General features: G+C 64.1%; 20 protein-coding genes. 15 read left to right on the forward strand and 5 right to left on the reverse strand.

The genetic code is table 11. The features are described 5' to 3' along the window. Positions 1-31: 31 nt before the first annotated feature. The 5 genes from K3175_RS13520 to K3175_RS13540 all read left to right on the forward strand — a co-directional run bounded on the left by K3175_RS13520 (position 32) and on the right by K3175_RS13540 (position 5,604). On the forward strand, positions 32-1,189 hold the full coding sequence (locus tag K3175_RS13520) for a PepSY-associated TM helix domain-containing protein (RefSeq protein WP_221543952.1): 1,158 nt from the start codon (positions 32-34) through the stop codon (positions 1,187-1,189). Next, positions 1,186-1,389 carry a hypothetical protein gene (locus K3175_RS13525; RefSeq protein ID WP_221543954.1) on the forward strand — a complete coding sequence of 68 codons (204 nt, stop codon included), beginning with the start codon at positions 1,186-1,188 and terminating at the stop codon, positions 1,387-1,389. Before K3175_RS13520 ends, K3175_RS13525 begins: the two co-directional genes overlap by 4 nt. Next, positions 1,386-3,497, forward strand: coding sequence for a TonB-dependent receptor (locus K3175_RS13530; protein WP_221543956.1), 2,112 nt, complete (start codon positions 1,386-1,388; stop codon positions 3,495-3,497). The genes K3175_RS13525 and K3175_RS13530 overlap by 4 nt, the downstream gene beginning before the upstream one ends. A 176-nt stretch (positions 3,498-3,673) precedes the next feature. Continuing rightward, positions 3,674-4,711, forward strand: a complete 1,038-nt coding sequence (locus K3175_RS13535; RefSeq protein ID WP_221543958.1) for a diacylglycerol/lipid kinase family protein — start codon at positions 3,674-3,676, stop codon at positions 4,709-4,711. Further along, entirely contained in the window at positions 4,708-5,604 is an 897-nt protein-coding gene (locus K3175_RS13540) for a hypothetical protein (RefSeq protein WP_221543960.1), read from the forward strand. The genes K3175_RS13535 and K3175_RS13540 overlap by 4 nt, the downstream gene beginning before the upstream one ends. Here K3175_RS13540 and K3175_RS13545 read toward each other — a convergent pair. Further along, entirely contained in the window at positions 5,595-6,092 is a 498-nt protein-coding gene (locus K3175_RS13545; RefSeq protein WP_221543963.1) for a DUF2141 domain-containing protein, read from the reverse strand. The two genes, K3175_RS13540 and K3175_RS13545, sit on opposite strands and share 10 nt — an antisense overlap. 231 nt (positions 6,093-6,323) lie before the next feature. Here K3175_RS13545 and rpe point away from each other — a divergent pair, with 231 nt between their 5' ends. The 10 genes from rpe (at position 6,324) to K3175_RS13595 (ending at position 17,631) form a co-directional block, all read left to right on the forward strand. Then, positions 6,324-6,986 (forward strand): ribulose-phosphate 3-epimerase, encoded by a 663-nt coding sequence (gene rpe / locus K3175_RS13550; RefSeq protein WP_221543965.1) that lies wholly within the window; start codon positions 6,324-6,326, stop codon positions 6,984-6,986. Further along, positions 6,983-8,980, forward strand: coding sequence for a heparinase II/III family protein (locus K3175_RS13555; protein WP_221543966.1), 1,998 nt, complete (start codon positions 6,983-6,985; stop codon positions 8,978-8,980). The genes rpe and K3175_RS13555 overlap by 4 nt, the downstream gene beginning before the upstream one ends. 7 nt (positions 8,981-8,987) lie before the next feature. Beyond that, positions 8,988-10,574 carry a bifunctional phosphoribosylaminoimidazolecarboxamide formyltransferase/IMP cyclohydrolase gene (gene purH, locus K3175_RS13560; RefSeq protein WP_345719363.1) on the forward strand — a complete coding sequence of 529 codons (1,587 nt, stop codon included), beginning with the start codon at positions 8,988-8,990 and terminating at the stop codon, positions 10,572-10,574. A gap of 274 nt (positions 10,575-10,848) precedes the next feature. Next, on the forward strand, positions 10,849-11,529 hold the full coding sequence (gene msrA / locus K3175_RS13565) for a peptide-methionine (S)-S-oxide reductase MsrA (RefSeq protein WP_221543970.1): 681 nt from the start codon (positions 10,849-10,851) through the stop codon (positions 11,527-11,529). 37 nt (positions 11,530-11,566) lie between these two features. Next, positions 11,567-12,034: a Fur family transcriptional regulator gene (locus tag K3175_RS13570; protein ID WP_221543971.1), complete on the forward strand. Its 468-nt coding sequence runs from the start codon at positions 11,567-11,569 to the stop codon at positions 12,032-12,034. Between the two features lie 173 nt (positions 12,035-12,207). Continuing rightward, entirely contained in the window at positions 12,208-14,130 is a 1,923-nt protein-coding gene (dxs, locus tag K3175_RS13575; protein ID WP_221543973.1) for a 1-deoxy-D-xylulose-5-phosphate synthase, read from the forward strand. Positions 14,131-14,225: 95 nt separating this feature from the next. After that, positions 14,226-14,618 (forward strand): hypothetical protein, encoded by a 393-nt coding sequence (locus K3175_RS13580; protein WP_221543974.1) that lies wholly within the window; start codon positions 14,226-14,228, stop codon positions 14,616-14,618. 160 nt (positions 14,619-14,778) lie between these two features. Further along, the gene (locus tag K3175_RS13585) at positions 14,779-15,234 is read left to right on the forward strand and encodes a hypothetical protein (RefSeq protein ID WP_221543976.1); all 456 of its coding nucleotides are present in this window, start codon (positions 14,779-14,781) and stop codon (positions 15,232-15,234) included. A 132-nt stretch (positions 15,235-15,366) separates the two neighbouring features. Further along, the gene (locus tag K3175_RS13590) at positions 15,367-16,776 is read left to right on the forward strand and encodes a serine hydrolase domain-containing protein (RefSeq protein WP_221543977.1); all 1,410 of its coding nucleotides are present in this window, start codon (positions 15,367-15,369) and stop codon (positions 16,774-16,776) included. Between the two features lie 57 nt (positions 16,777-16,833). Beyond that, positions 16,834-17,631, forward strand: coding sequence for a crotonase/enoyl-CoA hydratase family protein (locus K3175_RS13595; RefSeq protein ID WP_221543978.1), 798 nt, complete (start codon positions 16,834-16,836; stop codon positions 17,629-17,631). Between the two features lie 114 nt (positions 17,632-17,745). Here K3175_RS13595 and K3175_RS13600 read toward each other — a convergent pair whose 3' ends face one another. From K3175_RS13600 to K3175_RS13615, 4 genes are read right to left on the reverse strand one after another with little or no spacing between them, the layout of a single operon-like run. Continuing rightward, a complete protein-coding gene (locus tag K3175_RS13600; protein WP_221543980.1) occupies positions 17,746-18,429 on the reverse strand; it encodes an NnrU family protein in 684 nt (227 codons plus the stop codon). Between the two features lie 58 nt (positions 18,430-18,487). Then, positions 18,488-18,973, reverse strand: a complete 486-nt coding sequence (locus tag K3175_RS13605) for an FKBP-type peptidyl-prolyl cis-trans isomerase (protein WP_247710898.1) — start codon at positions 18,971-18,973, stop codon at positions 18,488-18,490. A 14-nt stretch (positions 18,974-18,987) separates the two neighbouring features. Further along, a complete protein-coding gene (locus K3175_RS13610) occupies positions 18,988-20,367 on the reverse strand; it encodes an amidohydrolase family protein (RefSeq protein WP_221543982.1) in 1,380 nt (459 codons plus the stop codon). Then, on the reverse strand, positions 20,364-21,740 hold the full coding sequence (locus K3175_RS13615) for an amidohydrolase (protein WP_221543984.1): 1,377 nt from the start codon (positions 21,738-21,740) through the stop codon (positions 20,364-20,366). The genes K3175_RS13610 and K3175_RS13615 overlap by 4 nt, the downstream gene beginning before the upstream one ends. Positions 21,741-21,786 lie beyond the last annotated feature (46 nt).

Raw genomic sequence — 21,786 nt, forward strand, 5'->3', positions numbered from 1 at the left:
CCCACAGGATTGGCATCTGTAGCGGGCGCGCATGTCTCGCCGAGCGATCCGAATCTGGTACCTGATCCACAAGTGGAGCAGCCTGATTCCGACCGTTTTCCTGCTGATGCTTTGCCTCACCGGTCTGCCGCTCATTTTCCATGACGAAATCGACGCGGCCATGGCTGGAGACGCGGAAGCAGCCCTGAGTGGTCCTCCCTCGGCCGAAGCCGGTCTGCCGCTCGATGTCATGCTCGAAAAGGCTCTCGCGGGTGATCCTGGGTCAGTGCCGCTGTTCATGGCATTCAGTCAGGACAGCCCCTTGCTGACCGTGACAACCGGCCCCCGCGCGGATGCGCCTGCCGATCAGATGGAGCTCTTCTTCTTCGACAGGACGACTGGCGCGTCGCTAGGCCCAGCACCGGTCAATCCGGTAATGGACTTCATCCTCCAGCTGCATACGGACATGTTTCTTGGCCTCCCAGGCATGCTGGTTCTGGGTGTGATGGGATTGCTGTTCGTCGTCGCGCTGGTCTCGGGTACCGTTCTTTACGCCCCTTTCATGCGCAAGATCGCATTCGGCACCATTCGCAGGAATAAAAGCGACCGGTTGCGGCAGCTCGATCAGCACAATTTCGTCGGTATCGTGGCGCTGGCGTGGATGCTCGTCATCGGGCTGACGGGTGCCATCAATGCCTTTGCCGACCCACTGACCGACAGTTGGCGCGACGGCGAGGTTGCGCGGATGGCTGCGTCATACGCGGGTACGCCTTCGCTGGCTCCGCGAGATTATGGATCTCTGGACGCGGCGATGGCTGCCGCTAACCGGGCTCTCCCGGGCCGCAGCCCCCAGTTCATCGGTTTTCCCGGCGGCGACTGGTCGTCCGGCCACCATTATGCGATCTTCTTCCAGGGTGACCGCGCCCTGACTGAGCATCTGCTGACCCCGGCGCTTGTCGACGCGGCCACGGCACAAGTTACCGACGCCCGTGATATGCCAGCGCTCAATCAGGCGCTGATGATGTCCAAGCCGCTGCATTTTGGGGACTATGGCGGGCTGCCGCTCAAGCTGATCTGGGCCTTGCTGACCCTGGCCACGATCTGGGTTCTATGGACCGGAATCCTCCTTTGGTTTCGGCGCACCCCGGGCAACATCGAACGCCGGGTGGAGGAAATCTATTCCGGCAGCACTCCGGGGCAGGCCGCATGAAAAGCGCGCCGCGTAAACCCTCGGCAATTTTCGCAATTCCGCTGCTGATCGGCATGGCGCTGATTGCGGGCCTTATCCTTGGCCTGACTGGCGAAGGCGCGCGAGATGCGCTGGCATGGGCCCTCGCTGGCCTTGCTCCGATGACCCTCTTTTTCGGCCTTTTGCGCCGGTCTCCGAAACGATCCCCAAACTGCTCATGAAAGACCTCCACATGAATCGTTCGACGTGCATTTCCACGATTGCCCTTGCCTTGTCGCTCCCTGCCGTTGCCCATGCGCAGGAGGATCAGGACACCATCGTGGTCACGGCTCAGCGCGCCAACCAATCGGAAGTCACCAATGGTGGGAGCGCGGGGGTTCTTGGAGACAAGGCGGCAGAAGACCTGCCCTTCACCATCCGCACCTATAACGAGAGCCTGATCCTCAACCAGCAGCCGCTTACGCTGGGCGAAGTGCTCGAAAACGACGCCACCATCCGCACGACCTACGGCTTCGGCAATGCAGCAGAGCAGTTCGTCGTTCGCGGGTTCACGCTGTTCGGCGACGACGTGGGCGTGAACGGCCTTTACGGCGTCGGCCCGCGCCAATTGGTCGCTCCCCAGCTCTATGGCAGCGTGCAGGTTCTCAACGGAGCCAGCGCATTCCTCAACGGGGCGGCGCCTGGCGGAACGGGGCTCGGCGGTAACGTCAACCTTCAGCTCAAGCGGGCAGGATCCCGAGATTTCGTCCGCGTTACTGGATCGGCGCAAGAGAACGCCCGCTTCGGCGGCGCGGTCGACGTTTCGCGGCGCTTCGGCGAGAACCGCGAATGGGGTGTCCGCCTTAACGGCGCGTACAGCGACGGCGAAACATCGATCGACCGCGAAGGCAGGCGCACTGCCGTCGTCGGCGCGGCGATCGATTACTCTTCGGGACCGTTCAAGGCAGCGCTCGACCTTGCCTTTCAGGAAGTCCGCGTGGACGGCCTGCGCCCCAAGGTGACCATCGCAGCGGGCGCAATTCCGGCGGTTCCCGAAGCGGACGCCAATTACGCGCAGGACTTCACTTACAGTGAACTGCGCGATGTCTTCGGCACCATCGATCTCGAATATGCCGTTGCAGATAATGCCACTATTTACGCGAAGGCGGGCGCGCGCGATGGATCGGAAGAGGGGATATATGGCGGGATCACAGTCGATGACGCGGTGACGGGGGCGGCGACAGGATCGGCCCTGTTCGTCCCTGCCACCACCAATAACGAAGCGGTGGAAGCGGGTCTGCGTGTGAAGCTCGGCCAGGCAATCACGCATGAGTTCAATTTCGGCGGCAACGCCAACTGGCAGGTCTTCCGCACGGCCTATGATTTCCTTCCGGGCTACGGCACCAACCTTTACGACACCCCGCAGGTCGCGCGACCTGACTCCACCGGCTTCATCGGCGGCGATCTCGACAATCCCAATCCTACCGCGCGGACCACGCTGTTCAGCGCCTTTGCGTCGGATACGGTGGGTCTGTGGAATGACCGCATTCTGGTGACAGGCGGGCTGCGCCTCCAGAACATCCGCCAGCGCAACATCAACTATGATGGCACTCCCGCAGATTTCTACGATCGTGACGCCGTAACTCCGGTGGCCGGACTCGTCGTCAAGCCTGCCGAACAGCTGTCCCTTTACGCAAACAGGATCGAGGCGCTTCAGGCAGGGCCCATCGTCCCATTTGACACAGCCAATCCCCTGCCAAACGCGGGCCAGGCACTCGCGCCGCGCAAGTCGGTTCAGTATGAAGTGGGCGGAAAACTGGGTCTGGGCGGCATGTTCCTCACGCTTGGCGCCTATCGTATAGAACGGCCGGGCGAGGGGCTGCTGGAAGACGGCACCTACGGTTACCGCGGGGAGCAGCGCAACGAAGGCTTGGAATTCACCGCCAGCGGCGAAGTGGCGGCGGGCCTGCGTCTGATCGGCGGTGCCGCATTGAGCGACGCGGAATATGATGATGGCACGAAGGTAACCGGTGTTCCCGAATACACTGCCAATGCAGATGTCGAATGGGACCCTGCGTTTCTTCGAGGCGCCACATTGACGGCGCGGGTTATCCACACCGGCCCCCAGTGGGTCGATGCGGCGAACACTCTGGAACTCGAGACCTGGACCCGTTTCGATCTTGGCGCCCGTTACGTATTTGCTGCCGGCGAGACGCCGGTCACTGTCCGGCTCTCGGTCGATAACGTCGCCAACGAACGCTATTGGGCCAGTGCCTTCGATGCTTTCTCCTCGGCCTTGCTGCAGGGGACGCCGCGCACTTTCAAGGCCAGCATTTCAGCCGACTTCTGATCCTGCAACCGAGAGGCAGTGAAAAGTCTTCCCTGCCTCTCGGCCGCAAGCGAAGGGCAGCTTTCCAGCCAAAGCTGGAAATCGCTGGCCAAAAGGTTACATAGTCATGACAAAGTGTGACTCATTCGGGAAACTACTAGGTTCGCCGATCTCTATCGGGCATTGGCGCCAAGACTATGGAACGTACGATCTACCAGTTCGAGGACTTTGCCCGCAGCGCAGGTAACAGCGCACGCGCGCCGCTGCGGTTGCAGCCGGCGAGCCGTAGCGGCCAGGCCGTGCGCGTGGGTGTGATCCTCAATCGCCGCAGCCATCAGAATCTCGCGGAAACGCGCGAATGCGAAGGGCGCAGCAACGTGACGGTCGCGTGCCCCGATACGCGTCACGATATCGTCCACGAACTGGCCCGCTTTGCGGAGCGCGGCATCGATCTGCTGGTCATCAGCGGCGGAGATGGGACAGTTCGCGATGTCCTGACCATGGGGCAAAGCGTTTTCGGCAACAACTGGCCCAAGATCGCGGTTCTGCCGAAGGGCAAGACCAATGCCCTCAATGTGGATTTGGGTTCGCCTGAGGACTGGACCCTATCGCAGGCCATTGCCGCCTACACCAACGGGCGTACGGTCAGGCGCAGGCCGCTTGCGGTCCAGCCGATCGACAGCAAGGACCCTCCAGTGCTCGGCTTCATCATGGGAGCGGGCGCCTTTTCTTTGGGTGTCGACGCCGGTCAGGACGCTCACAAGATCGGCTTCTTCAATTCGCTTGCGGTTGGAATGACCAGCGCCTGGGGCGTCTTGCAGGCCTTGTTCGGGAGCGACGGCAACCAATGGCGGCGAGGCACGCGCCTCAAGCTCGCCTACCTGCCATCCGGTCGTGAGATCGAGCGATCGGATTTCGGCGATGCACTTCGGCGGCACCTCATGCTCGCATCGACACTCCAGACGATGCCGCTCGATATCAAGCTGTTCGGGAAAGGTCAGAACGGCATTCGCCTGGCCGTGCTCGATCATCCGCGGCGCCGCGTGCTTTTTTCGGTTCCGGCAATTCTCGCTGGCTGGCATCCCCGCTGGCTGAAGACGCAGGGCCTGCACCATGTCGCGGCCGAGGGTTTCACCATGACGCTCGATACCCCCTTCGTCCTGGACGGGGAGCATTTCGCTCCGGGTAGCTACCGGATCGAACAGGGGCCCGAACTGACCTTCGTCGCCGAGTGACGCAGAGCCTGCGCACGCGGGTGGGCGAGACGCTATCCCTGCCGCTTCGGCCCGAAGTGCAGGCCTATGCCCAGCGCCTCGGGAAAGAGGCTGGCGCGCTGGCGGTGCTTTTCTACGGCTCCAATCTGCGTACCGGCTCGCTCGAAGGCGTGCTGGATTTTTACGTCCTGCTCCCCGGCCCCCAGCGCGAGCGTGTCTGGCCGCGCGTCAGCTACCGTGAATGGTCGTCGGAAGGAGAAACGCTCCGCGCGAAGATCGCCACGATGAGCCTGGCGAAATTCTCCGAAGCCGCCGCTGGGCAAAGCAGGGATACTACGATCTGGACCCGCTTCGTCCAACCGAGCGCGCTGGCCTGGTCGCGCGATGGCGATGCTGCCGAAAAAGTTACCGAGGCGATCATGCAGGCGGCCTGCACTGCGAGCCGCTTTGCAGCTGTGCTCGGTCCCGAGGCGGGAAAGGCGGAAGATTTCTGGCGCGCGCTGTTCCAGGCAACCTATCGCGCGGAATTTCGGGTCGAAAAACCGGGGCGCGAAGATTCGATCCTGACGGTGAACGCGTCACATTTCGACGGGCTTCTGCCACTGGCCTGGGAGGCAGCTGGGGTCCCGTTCGGCCGGACCAACGGCCTACTCGAGCCGGACCTTCCTGCACAGACAGAAGCCGACCTGCGCGCCCGGTGGAAGCGGCGCGAACGATTTGGGAAGCCGCTTAATATTCTGCGTCTCGCCAAGGCAACCACCACTTTCGAAGGGGCCGCGCGCTATGGCGCATGGAAGCTGGAGCGTCACACCGGCATCGCGCTCGAGGTTACCCCCTTTCGCGAACGGCACCCCCTGCTCGCCATGCCGGGAGCAGCATGGGAGCTGTGGCGAGCGCGCCGCGCTCAGCGGTAACGCATGGTGATCGAGATGTTCGCGACGCCGCTGCCGACATCGAAGCCGACATTCTTGTAGCTCGGCTTGCCGAGGTTGAAGATGTTGATGCTCGGATTGTTAGACATGGCGCCGCCGTCGCTGAAAATGTCTGTTTCGCCATTCCCGTTGACGTCGTGGCGCACTGCGATGCCGTAATGGCCGGGCTTTGGCAGCGGCATGCAGAAGCGCATCGTTCCGGCCTTCGCGGGCGCTTCCATGCGATAGATCCACCGCCCGGACTCCAGCCAGTCCTGCTTCGTGGCGCGATAGGACTGGATGCGGATGGTGCCTTTCGATTCCTTGACGCCATTGATGGACACCATCACTGCAGGCCCCTTGCCGGGGGCGCATTTTGCCGCATCGTGAGTGATCTTTTGGCGGTACTGCGCCTGCGCGGGAGCCGCGAAAGAGAGGCCCGTCAGCGCAAGCGCCGCGGCCCCGGTGAAGAGGGATAAGGTTCTTGTCATGGCTATTAGCCCCGTAATCGTTCTGGCGGGCTTACCCGCCGGATATGGAACGCGATATATCATCTGGCTCTGAATTACGGCTGAATTTGCCGTTCAATTCCCGTTCCGGCGAGCGCCGCAAGCCTTGCACGGCCCGTGGATAATCCTGCGGACAAACTTGTGGACCCGTGGTGCGCAACTGTAATCTCTCTATACGACGGCTCACCCTTACCCGCCATTGGATTGACGCGCATGACCGCCCCCCTGATCTCCCCTTCGATCCTCTCGGCCGATTTTTCCCGGCTGGGTGAAGAGGTGCGCGCGGTGGATCAGGCCGGGGCGGACTGGATCCATATCGATGTGATGGACGGGCATTACGTGCCCAACATCACCATCGGCCCCGCAGTGGTGAAGGCGCTTCGCCCGCACACGCAGAAGCCGTTCGACGTTCATCTGATGATCGCGCCGGTCGATCCCTATCTCGAAGCCTTCGCGGACGCCGGTGCAGACCTCATCACCGTCCATCCGGAAGCGGGCCCGCATATCCATCGCACGCTGCAGGCAATCAAGGCGCTCGGCAAGAAGGCGGGCGTGGTGCTCAATCCTGGCACGCCGGCCAAGATGCTCGATTATCTGATCGAGGAAGTCGATCTCGTCCTCGTGATGAGCGTCAATCCCGGTTTTGGCGGCCAGAGCTTCATCCATTCGCAGCTGCGCAAGATCGAAGCGATCCGCAAGATGATCGAGAAAACCGGCAAGGATATCCGCTTGCAGGTCGATGGCGGCGTTGACGCCAAAACCGCGCCGCTGTGTGTCGATGCCGGGGCCGATGTGCTGGTCGCGGGCTCCGCGACCTTCCGCGGCGGTCCTGATCACTATGCTGCCAACATCGCCGCGCTGAAGGGGCTCGAATGAGCGATGGCCATTCCGACCTGTTGGGCGCCGCCAAGGCAGATATGCCCGGCGGCACGCAGGCGGCCCTGCCGCTGTTCGACGATCCCGAACCGCTGGTCGAGGGCAAATCCGAGCCCTCCCGCTCGGTCGAGCGAAAGGCCGAGCCACAAGCGGAAACGCCAGCGCCAATCACTGATCGGTCGCAGCCGGAGCGCCCCGCCAAGCGGGCTACGCCGCCGCCTGCTGCGCTTGCCTCACGGCCGCAGGTCGAGGTCGACCCCGAACCGCTGGAACCCTTGCGTGCGCTGGTCCCTGCCGATTTCGCGCTGCCCAGTTCCAGCCCGCTCGATGCGGCCATTCGCTGGGCCTATAAGTTCGGCGTGCCTGGCTCCGTCCTCGCGGCGCCGCTGCGCAAACCGGCGCGCAAACGCTTTCTGGCGATGGTGGAGACCCCGCTGCCGGGCGATCGGTCCGCCGGTGTTGCCCTTCGTGCGGGCCATTTTCAGGTGGGCGGGCTGAAGGCGCCGATCGGCAAGCTCGACTTCGCCTCGCCCTCCAAGCTTACGCCGCCTTTCGCGCGGGCCGTCCACGGTTTCACCTGGATGCGCGATCTGTCGTCCTCTGCGCCGCGCGGCCAGTGCGCCGATACCTCGGGCCGCATCTTTCGCGCCTGGATCAAGCGGAATCCCGCCCCCGGCAAGGGCGCAGCGTGGGACGTCGAACTGGCCGGATTGCGCCTGCTCAACTGGCTGGTGCATACGCCGGTGCTGCTCTCGGGCGAAGGGGAAAGCCTCAAGGATCCCCTTCTGGACGCGATCGAAACCACGGCACGCTGGCTCGACCGTAATGTGACGAAAAGCGAAGACCACCTTGCACAGGTCACTGGCTGGACCGCAATCGTGGCGGCCGGACTGCTCATGCCCGATGGCCGTCCGCGCCGCCTGCATGGGGAAGCGGGCCTGCTGAAAGCGCTCGGCGAGCTGGTTGGCGACGATGGCGGAGTGGTGTCGCGCAGTCCTTCGGCGCAGATGCAGGCGATCGCGCTGCTCATCGATCTGCGCGCCTGCTATGCCGCCGTGAAGTGCGATCCGCCCGCTGCGATTGAGGCCTTGCTCAGCCTGCTGGTCCCCGCGCTGCTATCCCTGCGGATGGGCGACAAGGGGCTGGGCAGCTGGCAGGGCAGCGCGGCCACCGACGAAGCCGCAGTCGATGCCCTGGTAACCGCCAGCAGGGTACGCGCCCGCCCGATGCTGGAATCGCGCCAGTGGGGCTATCAGCGCATCAAGGCGCGCGATGGGGTCCTCGTGATGGACGCCGCGCCGCCGCCCAAGCCGCGCCACGCGCGCCAGGGCAGCGCCTCGACGCTGGCGTTCGAGTTTTCGCACAGGAACCAGCGCATCATCGTCAATTGCGGCGGGTCGGAGCTGGCCGGTGCGCTTGTCCCCGCGCGGATCGAGCAGGGCCTGCGGGGCAGTTCGGCGCATTCCACGCTGGTGCTCGACGATGCCAATTCGACCGCCGTTCTTCTCAACGGACAGATCGGCAAGGGGGTCGAGGAAGTCGATTTCGACCGCCAGATCGTCCAGCAGGGCGGCCGCCGGGCGACCAGGCTGGAAGCGGCGCATAATGGCTATGTGGCGCGCTACGGCCTGCAGCACCGCCGGATTCTGCTCTTGTCTGACGACGGCGGCGAACTGCGCGGTGAGGACGTCCTCGAACCGTCGGGCAAGAAGGGGCAGCGCGGTAAGGTCGGCTTTGCGATCCGCTTCCATCTCGGCCGCGGGATCGAGGCGCGGCTGACCGATGACGGCATGGGCGCCCATCTTGCTTTGCCCGATGCAAGTTACTGGCAATTCCGCCTCGCAGGCGTTAGCGGCGAGGCGCACTGCATACTGGAGGACAGCCTGTGGGTCGATGGCCATGGCCGTCCGCACGGTGTGCAGCAAATCGTGGTCGAAGGCATGGCCGCGCGCGGCGGGGAACGGTTTCCCTGGCTGCTCAAGAAAATGGGATGATCTTTACGTGAGCGATGTGAGCATCAAGCGGGCGCTTCTCTCGGTTTCCGACAAGAGCGGACTGGCGGACCTGGGCAAGGCACTGGCGGCCAGGGGCGTGGAACTGGTTTCCACCGGCGGTACTGCTAAGACGCTGCGCGATGCGGGCCTCAATGTGAAAGATGTCTCTGATCTCACAGGCTTGCCCGAAATGATGGATGGCCGCGTGAAGACGCTGCACCCGATGGTGCATGGCGGCCTTCTGGCGGTGCGCGACAATCCCGATCACGCCGCTGCGATGGAGCAGCACGGCATCGGCGCCATCGATCTGGTGGTGGTCAATCTCTATCCTTTCGAGGAAACCGTGGCCAAGGGCGCGGGCCGGGATGAGGTGATCGAGAACATCGACATCGGCGGGCCTTCCATGGTGCGCAGCGCGGCGAAGAACCACGACTATGTGACTATCGTCACCGATCCTGCCGATTACGAAGCCTTGCTGGGCGAGCTGGAAGCGAATGGCGCGACATCGCGCGATTTCCGCAAGCGCATGGCGGCCAAGGCTTTTGCCGCCACTGCCGCCTATGACGCCGCGATCAGCCAGTGGTTCGCCTATGCCGACCAGGGCGAGACTTTCCCGCAGAAACGCGCGTTGGCATCCACGCTCGTATCCACCCTGCGCTATGGCGAAAATCCGCATCAGCAGGCCGCGCTCTACGTTCCGCAGCGCGTCGCTTCGCCGGGGCTTCCGCAGGCCGAGCAGGTGCAGGGTAAGGAACTGAGTTACAACAATTATAACGACGCCAACGCCGCACTTGAACTGGTAGCCGAATTCGCGGGCGGACAGCCTGCGGTGGTCGTCGTCAAGCACGCCAATCCCTGCGGCGTGGCGCAGGCTGACAGCCTTCTCGACGCCTGGAAAGCCGCGCTGGAATGCGACAGTGTCAGCGCCTTTGGCGGCATCGTGGCGACCAATGTGCCGCTCGACGGCCCGACGGCAGAGGCGATCTGCGAGATCTTCACCGAAGTGGTCGTCGCCCCCGGGGCCGACGATGCCGCGCGGGCTGCTTTCGCGAAGAAGAAAAACCTCCGCTTGCTGCTGACCGACGGCCTGCCCGACCCGCGCCGGCCCGGCTTCTCCCAGGTCGTCATCACCGGCGGCTTGCTGGTGCAGACGCGGGATAATGGGGCAATTTCCGAGGAAGATCTGAAGGTTGTCACCAAGCGTCAGCCGACCGAGCAGGAGCTGAAAGACTGCCTCTTCGCCTGGACCGTGGCGCGGCATGTGAAATCCAACGCCATCGTCTATGCCAAGGACGGCGCGACGGCGGGCATTGGCGCAGGCCAGATGAACCGCCGCGATTCCAGCCGGATTGCCGCGATGAAGGCCGCAGAAGCCGCAGAAACCTACGGCTGGGGCCAGTCCCGCACCGTGGGCAGCGCGGTGGCATCGGATGCATTCTTCCCCTTCGCCGACGGTCTTCTGGCCGCCGCCGAGGCGGGGGCGACGGCGATCATCCAGCCCGGCGGTTCGATCCGCGACGAGGAAGTGATTGCCGCTGCCGACGAGAAAAACCTCGCCATGGTCTTCACCGGGATGCGCCACTTCCGCCACTAGAAGTGTTCCGGATCAGGCTCCGAACACCGTCTTGATCGGGCGCGCCTGGCCCGAACACCGGCGGTGATCGCCTGAACCGTTCACAACCATCGTATTCAGCACGTTGCAATCGGACGGCGTGTACCCACGTGTGATAAAGACACGAAAGATAAGACATGAATCTCTTCACCCCCGACCTCTATCGCAATTTCGGCATCGGCTTTCTCGCCGGAGCGGCCATCATCGCATTTTCGAACAGCGGCGAGATCGTCTCGGCGGTCGCCGCGATCATCTGATGCGGCGCATTCCCCTTCTCCTGACCTCGCTGGCGCTGGCTCTGACCGGAGCCTGCCAGCAGCCCGCGCTCGCGGCGGAGAGTGTGGTGAAAACCCCGCCTGCCGAAACCCGCGCCAGCGAAAGCGGCGGGCTGAAGACCGCGATCTTTGCCGGCGGCTGTTTCTGGGGCGTCGAGGCTGTGTTCAGCCATACCAAGGGCGTGACCAGCGCCATTGCCGGCTATCACGGCGGGACCGAGCGTTCGGCGAAATATTCGCTCGTCTCGAGCGGCGTCACCGACCATGCCGAGGCGGTCAAGGTGACCTACGATCCCGATGTCATCCGCTATGACCAGCTGCTGCGCATCTATTTCTCGGTCATCACCGATCCCACGCAGCTGAACCGCCAGGGCCCCGATACCGGCGCGCATTACCGCAGCGCCATCGTGCCCATGTCGGCCGAACAGAACAAGGTGGCCAAGGCCTATATCGCCCAGCTGAAACAGGCCGGCGTGTGGGACAAGCCGATCGTCACGAAGATCGAGCGGGCGCAGGGTTTCTACCCGGCGGAAACCTATCACCAGGACTTTGCCGCCAAGAATCCTCGCCACGGCTATATCGTGCGCTGGGATGCGCCCAAGGTGGCGGCGCTGAAGCGGCTTTACCCCAGCGCCTATCGCGCGGAGTTCAAGCGCGACTGACTTGCGCCGCGGCCCTGCGCGTCCTACTTTTGACGCCATGGCAGGACATGCACACGCACATGAGGAACATTCGGGCGACGATCTGATTGACGCGGCCCGCATCACGCTGACCGATTCCGGCGAACAGTGGACGGGCATGCGCCAATCCGTGTTCGAGGAACTGGCGCGGCATGAAAAGCCCGCCAGCGCCTATGACATTGCCGACAATCTTTCGGCATCGCGCGGCAAGCGCGTGGCGCCCAACAGCGTTTACCGCATCCTCGACCTGTTCGTGCGCACCAATCTGGCCAACCGGATCGAGAGCGCGAATGCCTATCTCGTCAACACCCATCCCGGTTGCCGCCACGATTGCATCTTCCTGATCTGCGACGATTGCGGAAAGGCGACCCATATCGACGACGAACGCGTGACGGGCGCGCTGCGCGTTGCGGGCAAGGATGCCGGCTTCACCGATGTCCGCCCGGTCGTGGAACTGCGCGGGCTGTGTGATGACTGCGCCGCCTGACGGCGGTCGCGGGGTGACGACTGCGCCGCCTGACGGCGCTAACTAGGTGGCGATTACGCTGCCCGAAAGCCGACCCGGGTAACGGCAGTATTCGTGACGTCAGCGCCCAACCGTGTAAATTCATCGACAAGCCGTTCATCGACAGTTCGATAAACCAAGTGTAGAGCATTCGTATGAGTGACCGCCCATATACCCCCCTGCTCGACACAGTCGACACGCCCGACGACCTTCGCAAACTCGACAAGAGCCAGCTTCGCCAGCTGGCGGATGAACTGCGCGAAGAGATGATCGATGCCGTCGGGCAGACCGGCGGGCATCTGGGTTCGGGCCTCGGCGTGGTCGAGCTGACCACGGCGATCCACTATGTGTTCGACACCCCGACCGACAAGCTGGTGTGGGACGTGGGGCATCAATGCTATCCGCACAAGATCCTGACCGGCCGCCGCGACCGCATCCGCACGCTGCGTCAGGGCGGTGGCCTCAGCGGCTTCACCAAGCGCGCCGAAAGCGAATACGATCCTTTCGGCGCCGCGCATTCCTCCACCTCGATCAGCGCCGCACTGGGCTTTGCCATGGCGAACAAGATGCAAGCGCGGCCCGGCCGCGGCATCGCGGTGATCGGCGATGGCGCGATGAGCGCGGGCATGGCCTATGAGGCGATGAACAATGCCGAACAGGCGGGCAACCGGCTGGTGGTGATCCTCAACGATAACGATATGTCCATCGCGCCCCCGGTGGGCGGGCTGTCGGCCTATCTCGCGCGCATGGTGTCTTCCAGCGAATATCTGGGCCTGCGCACCATGGCATCCAAGCTGGCGCGCCGCATGGGCCGCCGCGTGTGGGGCGGGCTGGAAAAGGCCGAAGAATATGCCCGCGGCATGGTGACCGGCGGGACCATGTTCGAAGAACTGGGCTTCTATTACGTCGGCCCGATCGACGGGCACAATCTCGACCATCTGATCCCGGTGCTGGAAAATGTGCGCGACAGCGAACAGGGCCCGGTGCTGATCCATGTCGTAACGAAAAAGGGCAAGGGCTATGCCCCGGCCGAAAACAGTGCCGATAAATATCACGGCGTCGCCAAGTTCGATGTCGTCACCGGCAAGCAGAAGAAATCCACCGGCGGCCCGCCCGCCTATCAGAACGTGTTCGGCGAAACGCTGGCCAAGCTGGCTGAAAGCGATCCGCGTATCTGCGCCATCACCGCCGCCATGCCCAGCGGCACGGGCGTCGACAAATTCGCCCAAGCACACCCTGACAAGGCGTTCGACGTCGGCATTGCCGAACAGCACGGCGTGACCTTTGCCGCGGGCCTTGCCGCCGAAGGCATGCGCCCCTTCGCGGCGATCTATTCCACCTTCCTCCAGCGCGCCTATGACCAGGTGGTGCACGATGTGGCGATCCAGAACCTGCCCGTGCGCTTCGCCATCGACCGCGCCGGTCTGGTGGGGGCCGACGGCTGCACCCATGCGGGCAGCTTCGACGTCACCTATCTCGCCACCCTGCCCAACATGGTGGTGATGGCCGCCGCCGACGAGGCTGAGCTGGCGCACATGACCTATACGGCCGCCGAATATGACGATGGCCCCATCGCCTTCCGCTATCCGCGCGGCGGCGGCACGGGCGTGGAAATTCCCGAACAGCTGGAAAAGCTGGAAATCGGCAAGGGCCGCGTGGTCCGCGAAGGCAGCAAGGTGGCGATCCTGTCGCTCGGCACGCGGCTGGAAGAGGCCAAGAAGGCCGCCGACCAGCTGGAGGCCAAGGGCCTGTCCACCACCGTGGCCGACATGCGCTTCGCCAAACCGCTCGACACCGATCTGATCGAGAAACTGATGCGCAGCCACGAAGTGGTGGTGACGATCGAGGAAGGCGCCATCGGCGGCCTCGGCGCGCATGTGCTGACCTATGCCAGCGACGAAGGCCTGACCGATAACGGCCTCAAGGTGCGCACCATGCGCCTGCCCGACACCTTCCAGGATCAGGACGATCCGATGAAGCAGTATGACGAGGCAGGGCTGAATGCGCCGCATATCGTGGACACGGTGCTGAACGCGCTGCGCCACAACAGCGCGGGCGTGGAAGAGGCGCGGGCTTGAAGACCTGCCGGCGGCTCGCCTTATCGGCCGCCGCTGCAATCTGCCTGGCTGCACCGTCCTTTGCGCAGGACGAAGGTGACGCGGGGTCTGTCCTCATGAATGCATGGGCGGACCCGGCAGTCTGTAATCTTGAAAACGCGACGCCGGTATCATTCACGCAGCTGGCATCCGGCGATGGCACCGCGCTGGGTGCATGTGTGGTGGTCGACGGTTTCCAGATGGATCGCGCCCTTTTTGCCGGTCTTCGCGACGCCCGATCCAGGCGAGCCGCAACCGCCGAAAAACTGCGTGGAAACCGCGTCGGCCTGTATGCCGATTGGACCAAGGTCGGAAACCCGCCAAGCGAGCCGGAACGGATTAAAGTGGTCGGGGAGGTTGGCCGGTGCGAGACGCAATGGCCCGGAGCGCTCATGGTGATGGGCTATTGCCACTATACTGGCGGATCGATCCTGCTCGTCTCGGAAATCTATCGAGCCGGTTCTTTCTGATATTATCATCCCGGACCTGATCCGGGGTACAGCTTCGTACAATGACTGCTAACGACCCAAATGCGGATGTTGACTTCATCGTGGATGTTGGGGAGTCTTCGATGATGGGAAGTATAGACACCATATTTGCCGCACAGCTCGTGCTGAGGAAGTGCGCGGCATGATTGGCCTTGCGACCTCTACTGCTGCATTGCTGGTCATGCAGGCCGGACCCGTTGCTCGACCGGTTTTGCCATGGGACGGAGAGGTGCAGGCATTCGGGTGCACAATCGTAGGTGATGAACGCAGCACTGAGGAATACGTGCTTACCCTCACGGACGCGCAAGCCTTGCTGGTGGGCCAGTCTCCGGGCCAGGCTGTTCGAATGGACATGTTCGTTCCCTTCGAAAGTCTTGCGCCTGTGGTGCGGGGCAAAGCGGCCATTCGGCGGCTACAGTTCAGCGCCGGGGAACAAACCGTCTTCGTGCGGCAACTGTATCAGGGTGGCCAACTTCAGAGCACATTCTTGAGCCTGGGCGCAAATGCCCGGGAAGGCCGGGATTTGCCGTTTGAGACGTTTGCCGGTTTTTGCTCACCTACCCAACCACGCGTTCCCAGTGTGACGAGGGAGGAGTGAGGGCCTCATCTCGGCCTTGACCGCCGTAATCACCTTGCTAGTGTAATAATACAATAATACGCTAGAGAGGATCGCCCCATCAATCGTTTCCTACTTGCCCTTGGCACGTTAGCCGTTTCTGCCTGCGCCACCGTGCCCGAGGCGAATGCCCCGCAGCCGGTCGCCGGGATCCCGGCGCTTTCGGGCATTGAACGTGACATGGCCGAGCATCGTCTCACCGGCCTTAGCGTGGCGGTGTTCGACGAGTATGGTTCCATCCGCACGCAGACCTACGGCCTGACGTCGAGTAACGGCGCGCCTGTGCGAGAGACCACGGCCTTCTCCACTGCTTCGATCTCCAAGCCGGTTACCGCGATGCTGTGCCTGATCCTGGCGGCGGAGGGGCGGATCGATCTCGACGCGCCGATCGCGCAGTCGCTTACTCGCTGGCAGCTGCCGCACAGCGATGTGCCGGGTGCTGGCGAGGTAAGCTGGCGCCAACTGCTGTCGCACACGGCGGGAACCTCGCAGCACGGATTCGCCGATTTCTACCATGGCGACCGCATCCCCAGTCTGATCGACAGCGTGGAAGGGCGGCTGCCGCGCTATGACAAACCGATCGAATTCCTGTTCGCTCCCGGCTCGGACTGGAAATACAGCGGCGGCGGCTATGTCATCGTGCAGATGGCGCTCGAAGATCTGACAGGCGTGCCCTTGCACAGGCTCGCGCAGGAGCGGATTTTCGGTCCGCTTGCCATGCAGCACACGACCATGATCCAACCCGGAGAACCCGGCTTTCCGCAGGATGTGGCGCTGGTTCACGATAGTGAGGGCAGGCAGATCCGCGACGGGCTTCCGATCACCCCGCAAGTCTCGGCTTCGGGCATGTGGTCCACCCCGCACGATCTTGCGCTCTTCGCCATCGCCATACAGCGCGCCTTGCGCGGCGAGACCGCAGGACCGGTCACTCCGGCGATCGCGCGGTCCATGACCGATGTGTTTTCGCTTCAGCATGTAGGGGGAATGGGCATGCCCTTCTTCCGCGGCTTCGGCCTGGGCAATACCGACTGGTTCCGGCACGATGGGTCCAACACCGGCGTCAATTCCGACCTCTTCGCCGCGATGGAGGGGGGATACGGTTTCGTGCTGATGGGCAATGGCGACGATGACAACACCGGCCCGGTCTTCGCGGAGGCCCGCCGGACGATCATCGATACGATGGGCTGGGCGCGCCGCAAGCCCATCGAGGACGTGGAAGACAATCCCGGGCGGCGGGCGGCGATCATCGGCAGCTACAAGGGGCTGCTCTACAATCTCGGTCTCGATTACCGGATCGAAGAGCGGGGATCGCAACTGGTCGTGGCTTCCGAATTCTTCACGCAGTTCCTCGGCCGCGACTACAGCCGAATGCATCATCTCGGCGGAGATGTTTACCGGATCGAGGATTATCCCAACCTGCTTCAGTTCGAATTCGACCCGTCTGGATCGGTGAGCGCGGTCACCCTGTCGCGCCCGGATAGCCGCGTCGCGCCTTTCCGGCGGGAGATCGCCGCCTTTCGCTAAGGCCTTTCGCGGCGGCCAAGCCGATGGCACAAGCGGCCGCGAAAGGACCCACCGCCCATGACCCTGCTCACCGCCGAAACCGCCGACCACGTCACCACGCTCACGCTCAACCGGCCCGACAGCATGAACCCGCTCGGCGCGGCGGGGGACGGGGACGCGTTTGCGGCGGCCTGCGATGCGATCAATGCCGATATGGACGTGCGCTGCGTGATCCTGACCGGGGCGGGGCGGGCCTTCAGCGCGGGCGGCGACATCAAGGCGATGAAGGAGAAGACGGGCACCTTCGGCGGCAGCGCGCCCGAGATCGCCGATGGCTATCGCGGTAACATCCACAAGATCCTGCGCGCGCTCTACGGCCTGCGCGTGCCGCTGATCGCGGCGGTGAACGGGCCGGCGATCGGGCTGGGATGCGACTTGGCGTGTCTCGCCGACATGCGGATCGCCAGCGAGAAGGCGCGGTTCGGCGTCACTTTCCTCAAGCTCGGCCTGATCCCGGGCGATGGCGGCACCTGGATCCTGCCGCGCATCATCGGCGAGGCGCGGGCGGCGGAGCTGTTCTATACCGGCGATGTGATCGATGCCGCTACCGCGCTCGACTGGGGCTTGGTCAGCCGCGTGGTGGGGCATGAGGCGCTGCTGGAGCAGGCGGGGGCGCTGGCCGCCAAGGTCGCCGCGATGCCGCCGCATGCGCTGCGGCAGGCCAAGAACCTGATGCGGCAGGGGCGCTCGACCAGCTATGACTGCGCGTTGGAAATGGCCGCCAATGCGCAGGCGCTGATGCATGCGACCAGCGACCACATGGAGGGCGTCGACGCGTTGATCGAGAAGCGGGAGGCGCGATTTACCGGCGACTAGCGCCGGGAGTTTTGTGCTGTCCTGTCGCTGCGCCGCTTAAGGATGTTTTCGTGTCCTATCGCTTCGCTGCTTGAGGACGAGTCTGCGTCCTACCGCTTCGCTACATGAGGACGGTTAGACCCAGCGCCAGATGCCCGCATCCCATCCATTGGCGTGGATGTGGCCATAGGTCGCCGCCAGCCAGATTGCCGCGCCGCCCAGCCATGCGGCGGCGCCCGCGTGCTTCAGCCCGCCAAGGCGCGGCCAGTAGCTGGTCTGCGCTTCCCAGCCCGCCCAGGCCTCGCCCATCAGTGCCTCTTTCTTACGGTCCTGCATATGCGCCCCGAGCAGCGCGAGCAGGGCGATCGCCCCGGCCAGAACCAATTGCCGCGGCGTCGGGCTCAGCATCACATGCACGGTAGCCCATAGCGCAAAGGACCACATCATCGGGTGGCGGGTGACATGGAAGACGCCGTGCACGCCCGCCGCCGCATGTTTCGCCGCGCGCGGATCGGGCAGGGCTGGATTGCGGACGAAGGACCCGGCCAGCAGGACCGAGGCGAGCAGCATGATCACGCTCGCCGCGATCCACAGCGCATCGCCCTTGCCGTCCCACAGCGCCGGGCCGCCCGGGCCAACCGCGCGGAAGGCCTGCACCATCCAGACGAAGGTGGCGAGCGCGACCAGCGAATAGATCAGGCGGAAGAGGTTTTCCCCCACCAGGCTGACCAGCGGGCGGCGCAGCGGGTGCGACAGCGCGAAATGCGTGCCGACGAACGCCATGCTGGCAGCCGCGAGCGCGATGATCGAGGACGGCATGTTTCCCTCCTGATTGGCCGGGCCCAGTCAATCGCAGCGCGGCGGCAAAGGCAAGCGCTTACTCGATATCGATCAGCTTCACCGTGAACAGCAGCGTCGCGCCGCCGGGGATGGGGCCCTTGCCGGTGGGACCATAGGCGAGGTCGGCCGGGGCAGCGATTTCGATCGTGTCGCCCACGCCCATTTGCGGGATCGCCATCTGCCACGCCTTGACCAGCCTGCCGAGCGGGAAGGTCGCCGGTTCGCCGCGATCGAAGCTGGAATCGAAGGTTTCCCCGTCGATGAAGGTGCCCGCGTAATGCACGGTCACCGTGTCGGCCACGGTCGGCTTGCGGGTGTTGCCCGTGTAATCGACGAAGCGCCAGCGCAGGCCGCCGTCCATCGAATTCCAGCCGTCTTCCGCCTTCAGGCCGCTGAGAAAGGCCTGCTGCGCATTCATCCACGCAATGTCCGAGGATTTGTCGGCACTCTGTATCTGGGCTGCGGCGGAGGTAATCGCCACGGCCGCACAGGCGGCGCCGAGCGCCAGCAACATGGTTCGCATTTCGGGGTTCTTCCTTACCAATCGTAGGCCTTGGGCATATCGCTCGTATCGAGATCGCGATAGCGGTCGCGCAGGCGGCTCTGGTGGCTTTCGAGGGGTTGTTCGACCCCGTCGATGTAGACGCTGACCGGCGTCGATCCGAGTTCGAGCGGATCACCGTCCCACACGACCAGATCACCCACCGCGCCCGGCGTCAGCACACCTGCCCTGGACCCCATGCCCACGATGTCCGCCGGAACGGAGCTGATCGCGGCAAAGGCCTGGCCCCAGCTCAGCCCGTCGGCACCCGGAATGCGGGTGAGAGCGACGAGGTTGCCCGCATATTGGTTGAGATTGCGCGGGTTCTCCATCGCGGCGGCGTTGATCGCCACCTTGACCCCGGCTTTCACCATGCGGCCGATGTTCGACTGCGTGCTGGCGAGTTCTTCGAAACTGGCGGGCAGATCGTCGAGCCCGTCGGCGATTACCGGAATACCGGCAGCGGCGATTTCGGGGGCGACCAGCCAGCCCTCGCTGGCGCCGACCAGCACCAGATCAAGGCGCGGGAATTCGCGCTTGAGCGCGATCACGCTGCGAATGTCCGAAGCGCGTTCGACCATGACGAACAGTTTCTGTTCGCCGCGAACCACCGGCACCAGGGCCGCGGCATCGAAACGGGTCAGCAGCACGTCGGTCCCGCGTTCGCGGTTCTCACCGGAGAGGCGCGGATCGAGCGGGAGATCGTCACCCGTGCGAACGTCGCGCTGGCTTGATTCCATGCCGGGGATGCGTGCATCCTCGCCGAACTGGCCCGCTTCGCGCAAGGCGTTCCGGAACAGCGCATGGGCAGAGGCGCGGCTGCCGCCGGCCACCCGTGCGCCTGCTTCGCCGAGAGCGACGGACTGGAATGCGCGCGGCTGGACCACGGCATCGCCATCCGATCCCAGATCGATGATCGCGCCCTGGCCCTGGAAGATCGAACCGGTCGAGGACATCAGGCTAGCCGCGCGGGTAATTCCCGCGGCACGGTGCACGGCAATGTGCTGCGAGGCCGGATTGACGGCCGGGGCCACATCGAGAGCGGCGCTGAAGGGCGAACCGCCAGCGTTCGTATCGTTCGACTGGCTTACGGCGCCCACATCCCACAGGCCAAGCGATGTGACCGTGGCGAAGAGGCCGGGCGTTACCCACGAACCCTGCGGCGCCTCTACCGCGGCGACCGAAGTCTGCGGCATGCCCGCAGCGGGGCCCGCATAGACGACCCTACCATTCCGCAGGACCACCGCACCGTTTTCGATCGGGGCCGAACCGTCCCCGGTGGCCACGGTGACGCCGGTCATGGCGACATCCTGTGCCAGCGCGGGCGTTGCGGCGAGGGCCAGCGTGCTGGCGGCAAATGCGAACAGCGCCTTCATTTCACGTCTCCTTCACCCGGCTGGCCAAGCTCGAAATCGCTGACCGGCCGCCGTTTGCGGTCCATCGCGTCGAACATCAGCGCACCGTCGACCCAGACCTTTTCGGGCCGCGAGTAGACCGACAGCGGATCGCCGTTCCACAGCACCACATCGGCCATCTTGCCCGGCTCCAGGCTACCAGTCATGCCATCGATGCCCATCGCCCTGGCGGCGTTGAGCGTGAACCAGCCGATCACTTCGGCATCGGGAATGTCGATGCCCGCGCGCCGCCCGGCGGCCTGCGCCTTGGCGGCTTCCTGGTTGAGCCGCTGGATGCCGTTGGCATCGTCGGAATGGATGATGACGCAGGCATCGGCCTGGCGCAGGAAGGCGGCGTTTTCGAGAATGCCGTCATAGGCTTCCATCTTGAAGCCGTACCAATCGGCCCAGATCGCGCTGCACACGCCGTTTTCGCGCAGCAGATCGCCGATCTTGTACGCTTCCACGGCATGGTGGAAGGCGGTGACCTTATAGCCCATCTCCTTGGCCATATCCATGACCAGCGCCATTTCGTCGGCGCGGTAGCAATGGTTGTGGACGAGGATGTCGCCCGCCAGCACGCCCTTCAGCGTTTCCTTGCCCAGATCGCGTTTCTTGCCGTCATAGGCTTTCGCATCCAGCCACATCTGGCGGTTCACGGCGAAATTGCCCATGCGGGTGGAAGGCATCCGGCCCTTGCCGCCATAGACGCGCTTAGGATTTTCGCCGCAGGCCATCTTCATGCCGTAAGGCGCGCCGGGAAACTTCATGCCCTGCACTGTGCGCGCGGGCACGTTCTTGAGCGTGACCGAGCGGCCGCCGGTGAGATTGGCCGATCCGGGCAGGATCTGCAGGCTGGTGACGCCGCCATTGGCCAGCGCACGGGTGAAGCCGGGATCCTGCGGCCAGACCGAATGTTCGGCCCAGACTTCGGGCGTCATCGGGCTGGTGGCTTCATTGCCGTCCGAATGGGCGTCGACGCTGGGGGTCGGGTAATCGCCCAGATGGGAATGGATGTCGATCACGCCGGGGGTGACGAACTTGCCGCTGCCATCGATCCGGTCATAGCCTTCGGTGGACAGCGAGGCATCGCCGGCAGCGACGATCTTGCCGTCGCGCAGCAGCACGGTGCCATTGTCGATCCGGCCGCCCTTGCCATCATAGACGGTGGCGCCGACCAGTGCGGTCGGGCGGCCGGGATAGGGCCGGTAGGTCGAGGCAAAGGGTGTGCGGTCGTCGGCACCCTTGGGCGCGGACCAGTCCTTGTCCGAAGCCGAGGCCGTGCGGCTGTCGGCATTCGCGGTGGCGCAGGCAGTAAGGCTCGCAGCGAGGGCGAGCAGGGCAAGTTTCTTCATGAAGTCCCCCAAAAAGAACGGGTCGGAACATCGCTGTCCCGACCCG

The organism is Qipengyuania aestuarii (assembly GCF_019711535.1).
Lineage (GTDB): Bacteria > Pseudomonadota > Alphaproteobacteria > Sphingomonadales > Sphingomonadaceae > Qipengyuania > Qipengyuania aestuarii.